The sequence below is a fragment of the Priestia koreensis genome (assembly GCF_022646885.1).
Classification (GTDB): domain Bacteria; phylum Bacillota; class Bacilli; order Bacillales; family Bacillaceae_H; genus Bacillus_AG; species Bacillus_AG koreensis_A.
Genome location: NZ_CP061869.1, coordinates 13,424 through 27,504, shown reverse-complemented (window position 1 = coordinate 27,504; position 14,081 = coordinate 13,424). Strand labels below are relative to the sequence as shown.

Genomic DNA, 14,081 nt, shown 5'->3' with positions numbered 1-14,081 from the left:
CATGGATCTATTTAAAGTTTTTAGGTCTCGGTGCGGTGATCATCCGCTTTTCGCCTTCTACCAACAAGACGTACTGTCCATAGCCATCCTCATCGACAAACCAACACATGAACGGTGCAATAGAAGGAGAAGAGTCATGATCATGCAACGGGTAGGGTGACTTATACACGTTTTTGTGCCAACCCACTACCGGACTCTCATCATTGATAACCACAAAGCGCTTAGAAGAAGTATTTAAGATCCAGCAACCAAATTGTTTCTCTTGGTTTACGTACCAGGTAACATCCGTACGTTTCGGATCGTACTCAGGCTGCGCTGGATAGTTCTTAGCCATGTCGATTTGTCCAAACATCTGATAGAAGACGGGATCTTCATCCACCTCTTCGATCAAGCTATACGTTTCTTTTAAGGGATTACTAGTATCCTCCAGATCGTTTGGAATATATTCCTCACATCGATAGACTAAGATCGGATCGTTAATATCCGCCTCTGACCAAATTCCACACGCATCAGAGATTGGATCGTACAAACTACAGCTGCGGCACGTTAATAATTCTTCTTCTTTCTTTTGATTATCAATGACAAGCTTCAACATGATCAATCCCTCCTTCGTTAGGCCGCGGTGAACAAGATTGGAATAAAGGTCGAGAGAATTGTTAAGATCAAGGCTCCTATGTACAACCGTTTACTCCACCTAAAGTAATCAGGGTGATTGAGTAGTTGATGTAAGAACCGAATAAACAATCCGATAATGACCATTCCTATGGCAGCCACAAAACTAATATGTTTTAATAAGTCCAACGTATCATTAACAAATAGTGTAATATTCATTCTATCAGATGTCAACATAAAAATGGGAACGACACGTAACATGATGATAGCAACGAAGGAACCCATCATCACACCTGTTCCGATTTTGGTCCATTGGCCATTTTTCATTAACAACGCAAAAGCCATGACAATAACCGCTGCGACAAACATAATGGTAATGACTTTAATCCCCACATCCATTACCTTAGGTAACAGGCCATTGAGTGTATCGGACATGAAGCTTGTCCCACTATCAATTCTCTTCGCTTCAATTTTCATGTCACCTTGTTTCGGTACAAAATTCGGAATATCACTAGATGCAAAGACATGCGTCTGACTTGAAAACATGACTACCAAAACCATTAACGACGATAACGTAATGTATTGTAGGATCCTCTTCACTTTTTAAATACTCTTTTCTCTTCTCTAAATGTAAAGATTTGCGTTGAAATATCAATCTCTAACTTTCCTCTTGTAACTGGCAAACTATATTCATACTTATAATCTTTTGTCTTATTCCATTCAGCAACAAGCAAATGAATTTTACCGTACCATTGAGACTTTGTAGCTGTATTCACAGGCTCTTTCAACATAGCTGTTAGGTCTTTAACGTTACATACAATGTTAAAGTTGATTCGACTTAGCTGGTAATTGTGCCCCTTCAACGTTACGCTCTGAACGGACTTAGCCATTTTAATATAGGGTGCTAAACGCACATCTATTTTTTTCATGATTGCATGTAGAGGTGAATCCTTGCCAAAATGAATATGTGACACAATTTCAATGCCCTCTTGAATGAGCTCGCCATCACAGTCAAACTGGATCTTAACAATATAATTATCTCCAAGAATGTCATACAGCGGCTTTATCACACGATTCTCAATGTAGTAAAGGCTCTCTTTAATGTTTTCATAATACTCATCATCTTGTGGTACATTTGCCGATGTCGCAAAGTCTAAGTTTAACAGTGTTTTACTATCTTCATGGGGGCTTGGTTGCATTCTATTTACTTTAATCTCAACGTATTCTACAAAGGCATTTCCTGATACTAATCGTTCCATATATTCATCTAATTTTTCAATTGTAAGTGTCATTTGTGTTTCTCTCCCTTTTATAATCCTAATTCCTAAAATATTCTTTACTTACATGATTTTAACAAACATTTTTTTCATTCGTGGCAATTCGAGGTATTTTTTTGATAAAAAAGTACTATTTTTTTAAAATATTTTTTCAATACCTATGACTTTTTAATTATGAAGTACTCCTTTCCTCTATATTCACAAGTAATCTATGAACATAGAGGAAAGGGCGACGATCGCGTCGCGCTTTCTTTCTATCAAGCTAACATTTCATCTGGAATTCCGTAATCTGCGCTTACTTCTTGCTCCATTTTATTAATCGTTTTAATTTCAATATTTGACTGATCATGACGCACAACTTCTAAAACAAGGTAGTCATACAAATTTATTTGATGAATGTTTCCTCCCACATTAATCCATTCTCTTGATTTCCCAGTTTGTAAATGAATGAAATTTTGCTCCATCCCAATAACTTGACCTGATAGACGCTGTAATCCCTCATAGAACGATACTGACTGTCTTGGTTCTACATAATCATCCATTGTGAGCATTTCATCCTGTGAATTATTTACACAATGACTAGCATTATAACCAAACTGTTGAGAGTCATCATTAAACCCTTCATTTATAACTGGAATATCATTATCGCTAAACGCTGGGTAATCAGAAACCAACATAGGCGCTTCCACTACACCATTAACTTCCTGATATAATTCATCGAAAAACGGGACCATTTCCGTTCCTTCAATCGTTGAATAAACAGGATTGGCTGCCACTTCGTTTACTTGTTTTCTTTTTTCCTCCTCAATGACCGCTTGTGCCAATGATTGAATATCAACTTGTTGGGCGTCTTCCAGACCTTCAAACTCAATCTCCTCCATGCGCTCATAGCTCATGTGAAGTTCTAGAATACGCTTTGTACAATGCCAGTCGGCTAGCAGGTGAACACCCACTAGCGCTAGCTTAAATAAATCCACTAAATAAATTGTTATCATCTTGACTCTCTCCCTTTAATCGAATAGTGAGAAGGCTAATTGACCGGCAATCGGATCTTTTGCCTTACGTTTTTTAGTTGTATTCACTTTGACCTCGACCACTTTTGTCTCAAGGGTCGATGTTTCTTCTTTTTTCCCGCGTACGGCACTCATCAAGTGATTAAGAATGTACGCATCCGCGACATGATCCATTCCAAAGACATCCACTAAGTCAATCTCTAAGGATTTTCCTTTGACAGTAAATCCTGGGACGGCACCTTTTTGAATGAATTCAGCGATTTTTTCACAATGACGAAGAAGAACATTGCGAGTGGGGACCGATTCAATTTGGGTATTTAACCAGCTTTCAAACTGCTCGGACACACTCGGAATACGTGGCGCTTTTTTCTTTCCAATCCCGCTCAGTAATTCTCTTGCACGATCAGACGTCTCCGCTACCCACGCTTCTGTACTTCCTTTTAGTTTCTCGCCACTCTTAATCGACTTAATTAACATCGCTTGAAGATCCCCTTCATCCCCCAACATGGCGCTAAGACCATCGGAACTTAGTTCACCATTAATGGCAGCTGCGGCTTTATTCTTCTGAGCAATGAGTTGCGCCATCGCATCTTGATAGGTATCTCTGTAGGCTAAATAATAGATTCGGCACTCTTCGGTTTGACCGATACGCCAAGCTCGTCGGCTCGATTGATTGAGTGTAAATAGCGACCATGAGAACTGATAATAAATAAGGGTCGGTGTGCACAACAAATCTAGGCCTACTTTAACAAGCTCCTGCGACACAATAATGACGTTATAGCCCTCTTGCTCCACTTTCCGTTTTAGCCAATCTGAACGTTCATCGGTTTTCGTAGTGTTGGAACGAAGAATCGCTACTTTTGCGCCTGGTATCTGCTCAATGACGTGCTGCAGGCGGGGCTGTATGTCGCGTCCTTCTACGGAACTTCCTGTATCACGAACGTAGACGATACTACTTCTTCCTTCTGCAATTTCATCTTTAAGAATCTCTTGTAGCTTTCGCTCTTTGTTTAATAGTCGATCTTCATCTAACCGTTTCGGTGTCCAAATAACATCACGCGTCCCGTCCTCATTCTTAACCGTCACTTCTGGATAAGTAAAAGGATTGTCGGGGAAGGCTACACCATTGTTTGTCAATGGTAGATAAAGTTTATGACCATCTTCTCTACTTTCAATCGCCCGTAAGAAATCATGTTCCATCGCTTGATAGGATTCTTTCAACTCTTCATCCATCTCAACTAAAATGGTTGGAACATTCACGAGTTCGACCGGATCTGGCCATACATCTACTAATCTCACTAAAAGGGCGTTTTGCATGAGAAACTTTGAAAAGACAAATGGTGATATACCTGGAAGAATCTTCTCTGTTCTCTTCACACCACCACGGCTTAGTTTATTGCTATACTCACCCTTATCTTCATAGCTAATGGTTGTCACCTCAATATTTCCATACTGCTCATTCCATGAACGAACATCCGAAAATTTGAATCCTGCTCGAACCATTTCTGTGGGGAACATGCGCCATAGAAGGTAATACACGTCTTCTGCACGGCCGCCGAAGAGGGTACCTGTTCCTGCGATCACTTTTTTACTAATGGCGACAAGGCTTCCTAAGGAGTTCCCTTGTGCCGTCATACCACCTTTTAACTCATGAACTTCATCCACGATGGTAAGATCAAAAAAGTTCTTCATACGTCGTCTCATATACTCGATAGCCGCAACCTTTCTAGGCTTGCCGACCATTTTTTTGAAGTCTGGTAGAGTTGCTCGTACCGCATCTTTTAGTTTCTCACCTTGAGCTTTTACATTTTGTAATTGCTGTGTTGACTGAACGTCCTCTACTCTCCCTTTTCCATCGTTAATCGCATAAGAGAGCTTTTTCTCATACTGACTCCATTCTTTAAAGGAGGAGAAACGAGTTGGAACACGTTTGGTCCATAGATTGTCTCCACACTCTGAACAGAAGGCATTAGCAGGTTTTTTCGAATTGCGAATTCGTCTCGTTGTTCCAAATTCTCCTGCATCCATCGTTCGTGTATCTCGATCAGTCACCTCTTCGCCCTGCTCATTCAAACGAGTTGTCTCCGATGAAACCACTTGATGAGCACTTCCACAGGTCGGACAATAATAGCCATAACGATAAGGCTGCCTTTGACCTAATACTTGCTTCTTCGTTTTAATCTTTTGAAAGTGTACCGCCGGTTCATACGCACAATCTCCACGCATCGTCGTAAAGGAAATGACAAAGAACGTGGGTTTCGTTGGCTTTGGTCTTCCTTGGTTCGTCCACGCCACGTGATAATCAATGAGCTGTTTGGTATGACGAATGAGATGAACTTCTGCGTCTGGTAAAATCGCATGAATTTCTTCTTCTGCCCATTTCTTCGTTAAAGAAGGCGGCACTAATACACATGAGAAGAATCCTGTTTTCCCTTTTAATTTGTTGTAGCCATCGGCTATCGCTGTCATGATCGTCGTCTTCCCCGTTGACATCTCACCTTGTATAATGACGCTTTTTTGATTAAAAAGTCGTTTTGCTATTCCTGTTGATACATGAGACTGCACAGGGAATAGTTTTCGCTTATAGTCGTTAAAGACTGACATCGTTGAATGTTCCATCGGGTCATGCGTCGGCTTCACCTGCATAGACACTTTTTCAACCAGCGCATTCACGTAGGTTTGCATATAGGTTGTTAAATCGTCTACTCCTTCTAGTGACGTTCCTGATCCTACGTGTGGAAAAGCAATCTTCTTTTGTTTGATAAGCGTTGAAATCAATTCATCCGCTTCTTCTTCACTCAAATTCAACCGTAAAATGGTAAACGACTCATTGAATAATGACGGGTCATAATAAAACTCAACCGGTTCAATGTAGTTTCGCTTTAAGAGCTCGTCATACACGACCTCTTTCCATTCAGGCAAGATATGTAAGCCATATTTACCTCCACCTAACACTTTCCTTACTTCTTCCGACACATCTTCATCAAAGCACATGACGTATTCGTCATTTCCCATTAATTTATCGTGAGCAATAATGACCGCCTTACGATTGGATTGTAGGGAGATCCCGAAGTTGTTGTACTTTCCTCGTTCAGAAGTTAAGGAAAATTCACGCTTGAATTCATACGCTGTTAAGCCTTTTTCTCCTTGACCAAAATAGAGACCTTTCGATCCTAAGTCGATGGATGCTTTCAACGATTGAATCGCGCTATCATTTCCTGCGACGATCGCTAATAACAAGGTCGCATCTTGATACGACTTCTCTGGTTCTTGTACCATTAGTCCGTAACAGAATACGTCATACCATGCCTTTTCGTGGTACACTTCCATCATTTTTGGCTGTTCATCTGTTTCATTAAAATTCCACTCTACTTTGCTCATGTTGTCCCTCTATCAGATCGAAAAGGTAAGGGGTATCCCTCACCGCTTCACGATCCAACGGTAGGGATACACCTCCCCTTATTGTTTTGTTAAGTTGTTGCCACAAGCTCGTTTTTGAGGTAGTCAATGACTTCCTTACGCGCTTCTTCAATTGATCCAGCAAACCCACAAGTGAGGGTATGCATGGTTCCTTTTACGTACACTTTAAAGACTTCTTCTTCATAGATTCTGCCTACATACTGTACGTAGTACGTTAATCCACGATGGGTTTCTTGATGTAAACAATCCACCATCTGCATATCGTTAAGCACTCACTAATTCGGCAGAAGACAATGTCACTTTTGCTTCCTCGAATTCTTGAATGATCGTTTTGGCGACATCACAAATTTGGCTGCCGTACGTCAATAACGCATCATCTGATTTACTCCAGCTCTTTACATAGCGGAAAGAGTAGTCGGAGGTATCTAAATCAAAGTAAGAACAGATAACAAAGGCGCAACCTTCAGCTACGACTTCACGTTCCTCTTTGGATACAGTTGAATACCGATGAACTTTGGAATGGACCAATTCATGAACAAGTGTTTTCGCTCGATGATTTCCAGATAAGCGATCCGATACCACAATGCGATGAAGAGACGGTTGGTAAAAACCATTCGCTGTCCCTGCATTGCCGTATGTAACGGGGCACTGATCGTTCTTGGCGATCCATTCAGCCATGTTCACGATGTCGGCTGCTTGTTCACTTTCACCTTTTAATACAGGCTTGAGTTCGTCAATCGGAAGAGCACCTTGATCATCAGAGATTGGTTCCGTTTGGGACACATCAAATACCGGAACGGCAATGAATCCACAAACTTCCACTTCACCCTCTGACGGTTCAACGACATCTTCCTGACTACAATCTGGTTCCACCTTTTTAAATCTCGGAGCTAAAATTCGAAGCGCTTTTTCCCCTTTGATTACTTTACGACCAAGTTCATTCCATTTTTTGAACGGGGCAATAAAGGAAGCATGCTCCATCTGTCCCATCGCTAATAAGATATTGCGAAATGAATAAGATGGCATTAAGGCTTTCATTTTCAACAACGCTTTAAAATGGTCAGGATCGTAGGAAAAGTTTCGAACTCCTTCTTCTAACATGTTGGTTAGTTCTTTTACTCGCTCCATTTGCGTTTCTTGATTGGCTTTCTTTGTTCTCTTTTTGTACGTCATAATAAAAACACCCTTTCAACTTGTTTAGTAATATAAAAAACGAGCATACGCCGCGCTGAAGCACGAAATATCCTCGTTCATTAACACTCATCAATATAGCTTTGAAGACACAAAAAAAGCCTTTGAAGTATGATAAATACACAGGTATCCCTGTATAGAAATCAACCCAAAGGCTGTGTGTTTGTTAGTTAACCGCTGACCTAAAGTCGCAAATAAATAGAAAAAAATTACTATAAACCCATTATATAGACATTTATTTTATTTTGCAATACTTTCTTTAGGAAACAACGTCCTCTCAAAAATGCTTATGATTCACGGTAATATTGAATTAATGCACGATAGTTAATTCGTTGAAAACTATCTTCGATAATTTCAGAGATATAGCCTTCTGATAATTGATTAAGCTCTTCCTTAATCATCTCTTCTAATTGTTCACTAACGAAGCTCATTAAGGTCATCTCGTCTTGAATATGAGCACCTTTTTGGTTAATTAACTCGTCCAAATTCCCATCGAACCACTTGGATACAAGCGTTGTCTCTCTATTCGTAAAGATTTTCATCTCTAGTCACTCCTCATTTTGATTACATTAATTTTCGTACCAAGCCGTTACTCGTAATAAATTTAATGTTGACGTCACGCTTGGTTCTTGTTTTATTGATGATGGTTTTTGATCCGTTATCGTGAACGATTTCTTCCGTTTCACTAATCTTCGTGACCACCTCTTGACCCTGTACCAGATGGAGATGGTCTCCTTCCCCTACTAATCCATTAATGGAACCAGAGGCTAACAGTAAGCTCAGCTGACCCATATTAATCGGTAAGATCGGATCACCACCAAAAGTATGCTCTTTCGGTTTTGTACGCTCTTTAAAGGCTTGAAACCCCTTAGATTGTTGAATACTTTCGACAAATTTCGACTTCTCCTCAATCTTGCTATAAAAGGTTTTAATTTCAGCTAATCCTTCTGGAACCGCCCATGTCTTTTGCCCAACCATCATTTCAATAGGCGTCACACTCTGCTCAATAAACGCTTCATTACTCATGTGTAAAAGGAAGTCAAATAACTTCTGATTGACCTCTTTATGGACAGCTGTGCGCTTTCGACCAATGAAGATACATTGACGAAAATCGGAATAGTCTTCATCTGAAAACCTCATCATGCCGATATCTTCAAATTGTGTCGATAAGAATCGTGCAATGGTGCGATCTGCAAAGCGGTAGCTTGGGATGATGTAGATCATTACGCCGCCCGGTTGCAGATAACGAATGGATTGTTGTAATGTCGTCCATTCCTTACGCTCCGTTCGGTCATCCTCTATCCCCTTCATCGTCGCATCATACGGTGGGTTCAAAAAAAGTAAGCTAAAGGCTTCATTTTGAATTACCATCGACTCTAACGAAGCATGTAGACAATGCGATAATTGATCGGCTGCCTTATACGCTCTCGTTTTTTCAATTTCCACACCGTAGGTTTGTACGGATGATGGCGCGATTTGTTTTAGGATCTCGCCTTCACCGCACGTGGGATCTAACCAACATCCTTCTCCTTCTACGGTTAAAAGCGCTTTAATGTATTCTCCTTGGCGTTCTGGTGTCGCAAAAAAACCAGCGCGCATTTTATTTCCAATGTGAGACATGATATATTCCTCCTAAAGTGTAATTAAAAAAGAAAAGACCAAGCGGCCTTTTCTCACGTAATCTTTGCAAATACCGTCACAACACGGACAAACCAATCAATCGGGTAGTTGTAACAACCGATTCCCGTTTCCGTTTCTGTGAGTATGACATTCGCTTTTACTTGTTTAACTCTTGTGACAACACCATTGCTTAATAGAATAAATTGATCAGGTGTTAAGGCTTCTAATACCTGACGCTTTCGTTCCGTCTCTAAGATTGCGTATCGAGCGTCTAATGCCCATTGTGGTGGGTTTTCTGGTGGTTCTGGAAGAACATCCGTTACCTCCACAATATATTTACCTGTTTCAATATCACACCACAGTAAGCTTTCACTTTCATCCCAATACTTCACCACTACTGCTACTTTGCCATCACATAGTTCAATGATCTCTCCTGGTTTATGTTCCATTTTATTTTCCTCACTTTCCCCTTGTGTTTTATACATGTAATGGTGCCTCTTCATTAGAATCGATTAGTTCCTGATAGAAGTTTTCCAAGGAAAGCGTAAATAGTTCTCCAAACTCCGTCATTTCTACGTACTGTTGAGTAGAATCTAAGCCCTCTACGATGCATGGACCATAAATGGTTAGGATCGTTTGACCCTTATACTTTTGGACCAACTTCTTTATCTCTTCCTCACGTTCATCTGGTTCACCGTGAGATAGTACTCTCTTAAACGCATACACTTGATAGTTATATAGAAGACCATTAGCCAAATCTTGAGCAAGAAATCTCGTGCGATTCATTTTAAGAAACTTTACTTGTTCTCCACTTTCTGTCTCGATCGTGGAGTTGGGACGAAGGGTTTCTAACAACTCTCGTTTTGTTTGGTACATTTTCGCTGCCAGTACTCCCTTTTCAGATTCGTTCGTGATAATACTGGTAAACGGATCAATAATGGCTGTTTTCTTAATCAACATACAATCCTCGCCAATATACCCATCAAAATTCTTTGAATGATTATTAATTACGACTGCGACCTTATTGTTTTTTAATAACACTTTTTGTCCAAATTGTAGTTTCATATTTTTATCCTCTTTTCGTTTTTTATAAAATAAAAGAGCATCTCAATGAATTGAAATGCTCTCCTCTACTCTTTATCTGTTTAATAGCGCTTCATTAATCGAAAGGTAAGCGATTATCTATAGGCATAGGAGTACTATCTCTGAATGGATCGTACTCCCCCTGATCGTCATACGTTCGGCTAGTGCCACTGGTAGTCGGATAAGGAGCCGGTTTATCTTCTTCTCGTTTTCGACTACCTCCCGCAAATGACCATGTACTTGCCAAGATTTCAAGATAGGATTTCTTCTTGTTATCTTTGACATACTCGGCTAGTTGAACTCTTGCTACAATGCCAATCATATCGCCTTTACGGGCAAATTCGGCAATCGTATTCGCTTGATTCTTCCAGATTGTGCAATCAAGGAAGTCGGTTACTTTTTTTCCATCACGTTTGTATGGTCGATCAACGGCCAATCGAAACGTTGATTTCGGTTCTCCCGTTGCTCCGACAAATTCAAGTGATGGATCTGCTACTAAACGTCCGACTAACGATAAATTATTTAACATATTAAATCCCCTTTTCGTTTTTTGAATAAAAAAAAGCATTCCAAGTACATGAAATGCTTTTGACTCGTATCGTTTATTTTTTAGAATGGAAGCTCGTCTATAAATTCATCAATTACTACATGAATCGATGGACTTGTATACTCGGCAACGAAAACCATCTCTTTTAACGGATCATCGACCTCAAAAGGTTCCATCTCCGAAGTTGGTTTCCATACTTGCACCTTTACATCATTCATCACAGAATGGCTATAACTAATCTTCTCTGGTAAACCATAGATCGCGACCATATAGCCTTCTTCTACGGTACCAAGAAATGCTTTCATCTTCTCGCCTGTGAGAGTGACTCCGTATATCCCCGTTCTTTGTTGTTGATCTTGTTCATCGATGTAGTCCACATTGATTACAAAGTCGACAGATGATTGATCTGTTACACGTAAATTAGGCATTAGTGTTAATAATCGACCAATAATAGAAGAGGAAATAGTCATTGTCTTGTCCTCTTATCCCAATTTGAGATAGCCTTCCTCAATTAATGAAACCCATTCATTATTTTTCCCGACAAACAAATGATCTCTAAACTGAATATGGTTGTATTCAAACGCATATTTCAGCGATGACATCATCGTAATGTCGTTGGCAGTTAAATAACGAGTATAGGTTTTATCGAGATACGCCGTAACGATCTGACAAGGTGCTAATCTTCTTGCCTTTTCTATAATCTCACCAGGAGACAGTAGAATATCCAAAAGACTGTTTAAGTAAATGAACTCATGATCAATCACTTTAAAGTCATCGTCTAAATAATACGCCACGAATTTTGGATCTTTTTCTACTCGATCATTCTTAAGCAAGAGTTTAGCTGCATCCTCACCTGTGTAGATATAGACAGGTGCGTTACTTGTCTGTTGATTTCCCCATAAATGGTATCCTTTTGTTAATGATTTCATAATAAATCGCCCCTTCAATAATGTTTAATAAAAAAAAGACAGAAGAAAATTCTTCTGTCTCGGTCACCTTACCTAAAACGATTTAGTCTAATGCAAAAAGATATTCAAGAAACTTTTTGAATCGACCTTGTGTCTTTGGTTTATCTACTGTAGCGCCCATACGGTACAATTTCTCGCCGTTTAAACGCCATAACACTTTTTCTTCTGTGCCAATTTCAAGAGATTTGACATAATAGACAATCTCCATTAAGGCTTTGTTATAATCCTTTGCCTCAGCACGATAGATTTTTTTACTGCCATCAGCTAATCGAATTTCAGCTGTTAACTTCTTCTTTGTTAATAGCGTATCGCTAACCTCTTTCATACAATGTGCTACGTTTCCTCCAATTACATTCTTCATCCTAAAAACACCCTTTCCAATAAATTTGGTTGACAACGCAAAAAAGCGACCTTTGGAAAGTCAAAATAGACATTATTCTCCCATAAAAAAGGAATAATGAATTAGACTCGACCCAAAGATCGCATTACGTTTGATAGTTACACCGCTAACCGTTAAAGGTTGCAAAAAATAAGAAATACTAGAATACAACCCTTATTATAGTCGATAACTTTTAAACTATCAACTAAAAAAATCCTTATTTTCAAAATTAATGAAAATAAGGATTTTAGATTAAATCACTAAGCTAAATTGTCCGTCATCCTGTTCCTCTACTACAATATTCTCCACAGGATGTTGTTGTGCCAATTGTCTCTTATGTTGCTGTTCGATTCCTTCTCCTAACGCACTAAGTATTAAGTGACGAATGGCCATCTCCTTGTTTTGGTCTGTGAATTGCTGATATGACCACCCCAGCCATTTACAGACATATTCATGTGCTTCCATACTACTGGTGATGTGTTCAGAACACACGACAAATGTCGCATTGTTCCACACCAATTGTTCGCTTGAAAAGTCTCGAGCGGATGGAAAGAAGAAAATACTTTTCCCCGTTGCTTGTCGTCGATCCTTCATGAATTGATGAAGCTCGGCTGCACCAAGTTTTAGATCAATATTCACATAATAAACAGGCGCTCTATTTTGAGTCTCTTTACGATTAATCCGCTTATTGGGAAGAAAGATCAATTCCCCGTCATAGGAAGGTTTGGTAGGGATAAGATCCTCTACCCGTATCTCTACTCCGTCTGTATCCCTCCAACAATCGGTAATCATCGCTAAGTCTTCTTGTGTGAGAAGTAGCATTCCTGTCTCTTGCTGAATGTACATGAGATATTCAGTCAAGATACGGCGTGCTTCTACGGTCATTCCACCTGGTGAATAGTGATCACTGCTTGCGCGATCATACGATTCATAGTAGTGACTGTCTTCTTCCTCTCCAAAGGCAAAGAGACCGAGTTGGTTATCCTCTTTTAAATCCTTTAGAAGCTTATCTAAGCTTCTTCTTGGCATGACTTCACGATAGCGAATGTCATTTCTCATCCGAAGCATAAGCTTTTTCCACTCTAGAAGATGCACATAGTCAGCCTTTCCTTCTCCAATATAGCGAAGGAGCATCGGATCTTCTAATTTACTCATGCCGCATGTCCAGCATCCTTGACGTTGATTTCCTCCGCAAGATGAACCTTGGTCACTACTCGTCTTTATTCCACATTCTAAGACGTCTTCCGAGTAATGAGAGATAACCTCTTCCATATGAACACCAAACGGCAATTTGCCCTCGTCTAGGAGCGCAAACCATACTTCATCCGACGTGATAAATTTCATAGGATGATAGCAAATGACATCCCTCTCAAAATCGGTGTGTCTTGCCCACTTAGAACCCTCACCTTCTGCATATTTCGAGATGGATTGTTTTCTTCGGGCAGATTCTTCATTTCGAACCGCCAGCCATAGACTTAACCGATGATCGCTCTCTAATGTACAAGGTGCTTCAGTTATCAGCTGCATCATCTTATCCTTCATCGGTTTAATTTTTAGATGATCCGTACACCATCTACTTTTTACTCTTCCTGTTGGCATGAGATTTCCACGCCCTAACGTTTTGTAGAAAAAGGACGATGTAGTTGCTGGTCGCACCAAATGTGTTTGAATTGGTAAAGGTCCATTCGATCGTGCGGTACCCTTTTCGGCATACTTCTTCACCTTCAGCAAGCAACGGTGGATATAATCGGTCATCACAGGCGCTTCAATGCCTGTATCCGACGTAATCACATGTACCGGTTTGACACGTTGATGTGGGGGTAATGATTCAAGCATTTTCCACACTAACGTCAGCATGAGAATGGAATCTTTTCCAAAACTCACCCCCATCACAACTGGCTTGTTATCGCGTAAATAGACTTCTCTCATTTCTTCCATAATCTCAATCATTGTGTTATCCATAGTAAACTT

16 protein-coding genes are annotated in these 14,081 nt (G+C 40.0%); all 16 read right to left on the bottom strand.

Going from position 1 to position 14,081, the window contains the following annotated elements:
• Positions 1–7: 7 nt before the first annotated feature.
• The gene (locus IE339_RS23815) at positions 8–595 is read right to left on the bottom strand and encodes a hypothetical protein (RefSeq protein WP_242176441.1); all 588 of its coding nucleotides are present in this window, start codon (positions 593–595) and stop codon (positions 8–10) included.
• 17 nt (positions 596–612) lie between these two features.
• Entirely contained in the window at positions 613–1,212 is a 600-nt protein-coding gene (locus tag IE339_RS23810; RefSeq protein WP_242176440.1) for a hypothetical protein, read from the bottom strand.
• Positions 1,209–1,904: a hypothetical protein gene (locus tag IE339_RS23805; protein ID WP_242176439.1), complete on the bottom strand. Its 696-nt coding sequence runs from the start codon at positions 1,902–1,904 to the stop codon at positions 1,209–1,211. Before IE339_RS23805 ends, IE339_RS23810 begins: the two co-directional genes overlap by 4 nt.
• A 242-nt stretch (positions 1,905–2,146) precedes the next feature.
• Positions 2,147–2,884, bottom strand: coding sequence for a hypothetical protein (locus IE339_RS23800; RefSeq protein ID WP_242176438.1), 738 nt, complete (start codon positions 2,882–2,884; stop codon positions 2,147–2,149).
• 15 nt (positions 2,885–2,899) lie between these two features.
• Positions 2,900–6,283, bottom strand: a complete 3,384-nt coding sequence (locus IE339_RS23795) for a helicase-related protein (RefSeq protein WP_242176437.1) — start codon at positions 6,281–6,283, stop codon at positions 2,900–2,902.
• Between the two features lie 89 nt (positions 6,284–6,372).
• The gene (locus IE339_RS23790; RefSeq protein ID WP_242176436.1) at positions 6,373–6,582 is read right to left on the bottom strand and encodes a hypothetical protein; all 210 of its coding nucleotides are present in this window, start codon (positions 6,580–6,582) and stop codon (positions 6,373–6,375) included.
• 4 nt (positions 6,583–6,586) lie between these two features.
• On the bottom strand, positions 6,587–7,495 hold the full coding sequence (locus IE339_RS23785) for an ArdC-like ssDNA-binding domain-containing protein (protein ID WP_242176434.1): 909 nt from the start codon (positions 7,493–7,495) through the stop codon (positions 6,587–6,589).
• 305 nt (positions 7,496–7,800) lie between these two features.
• The gene (locus tag IE339_RS23780) at positions 7,801–8,055 is read right to left on the bottom strand and encodes a hypothetical protein (RefSeq protein WP_242176433.1); all 255 of its coding nucleotides are present in this window, start codon (positions 8,053–8,055) and stop codon (positions 7,801–7,803) included.
• 22 nt (positions 8,056–8,077) lie between these two features.
• A complete protein-coding gene (locus tag IE339_RS23775) occupies positions 8,078–9,133 on the bottom strand; it encodes a DUF6094 domain-containing protein (protein WP_242176431.1) in 1,056 nt (351 codons plus the stop codon).
• A gap of 53 nt (positions 9,134–9,186) precedes the next feature.
• On the bottom strand, positions 9,187–9,618 hold the full coding sequence (locus IE339_RS23770; protein ID WP_242176430.1) for a hypothetical protein: 432 nt from the start codon (positions 9,616–9,618) through the stop codon (positions 9,187–9,189).
• A complete protein-coding gene (locus IE339_RS23765) occupies positions 9,611–10,198 on the bottom strand; it encodes a hypothetical protein (protein ID WP_242176429.1) in 588 nt (195 codons plus the stop codon). The genes IE339_RS23770 and IE339_RS23765 overlap by 8 nt, the downstream gene beginning before the upstream one ends.
• Positions 10,199–10,292: 94 nt before the next feature.
• Complete coding sequence (locus tag IE339_RS23760; RefSeq protein WP_242176428.1) at positions 10,293–10,745, bottom strand: single-stranded DNA-binding protein; 453 nt, start codon at positions 10,743–10,745, stop codon at positions 10,293–10,295.
• Between the two features lie 80 nt (positions 10,746–10,825).
• Positions 10,826–11,233, bottom strand: coding sequence for a hypothetical protein (locus IE339_RS23755; RefSeq protein ID WP_242176427.1), 408 nt, complete (start codon positions 11,231–11,233; stop codon positions 10,826–10,828).
• A 12-nt stretch (positions 11,234–11,245) separates the two neighbouring features.
• Positions 11,246–11,692, bottom strand: a complete 447-nt coding sequence (locus tag IE339_RS23750; protein WP_242176426.1) for a JAB domain-containing protein — start codon at positions 11,690–11,692, stop codon at positions 11,246–11,248.
• A gap of 82 nt (positions 11,693–11,774) precedes the next feature.
• A complete protein-coding gene (locus tag IE339_RS23745; protein ID WP_277933990.1) occupies positions 11,775–12,128 on the bottom strand; it encodes a DUF6018 family natural product bioysynthesis protein in 354 nt (117 codons plus the stop codon).
• 234 nt (positions 12,129–12,362) lie between these two features.
• The gene (locus IE339_RS23740) at positions 12,363–14,060 is read right to left on the bottom strand and encodes an adenine nucleotide alpha hydrolase family protein (RefSeq protein ID WP_242176423.1); all 1,698 of its coding nucleotides are present in this window, start codon (positions 14,058–14,060) and stop codon (positions 12,363–12,365) included.
• Positions 14,061–14,081: the final 21 nt, after the last annotated feature.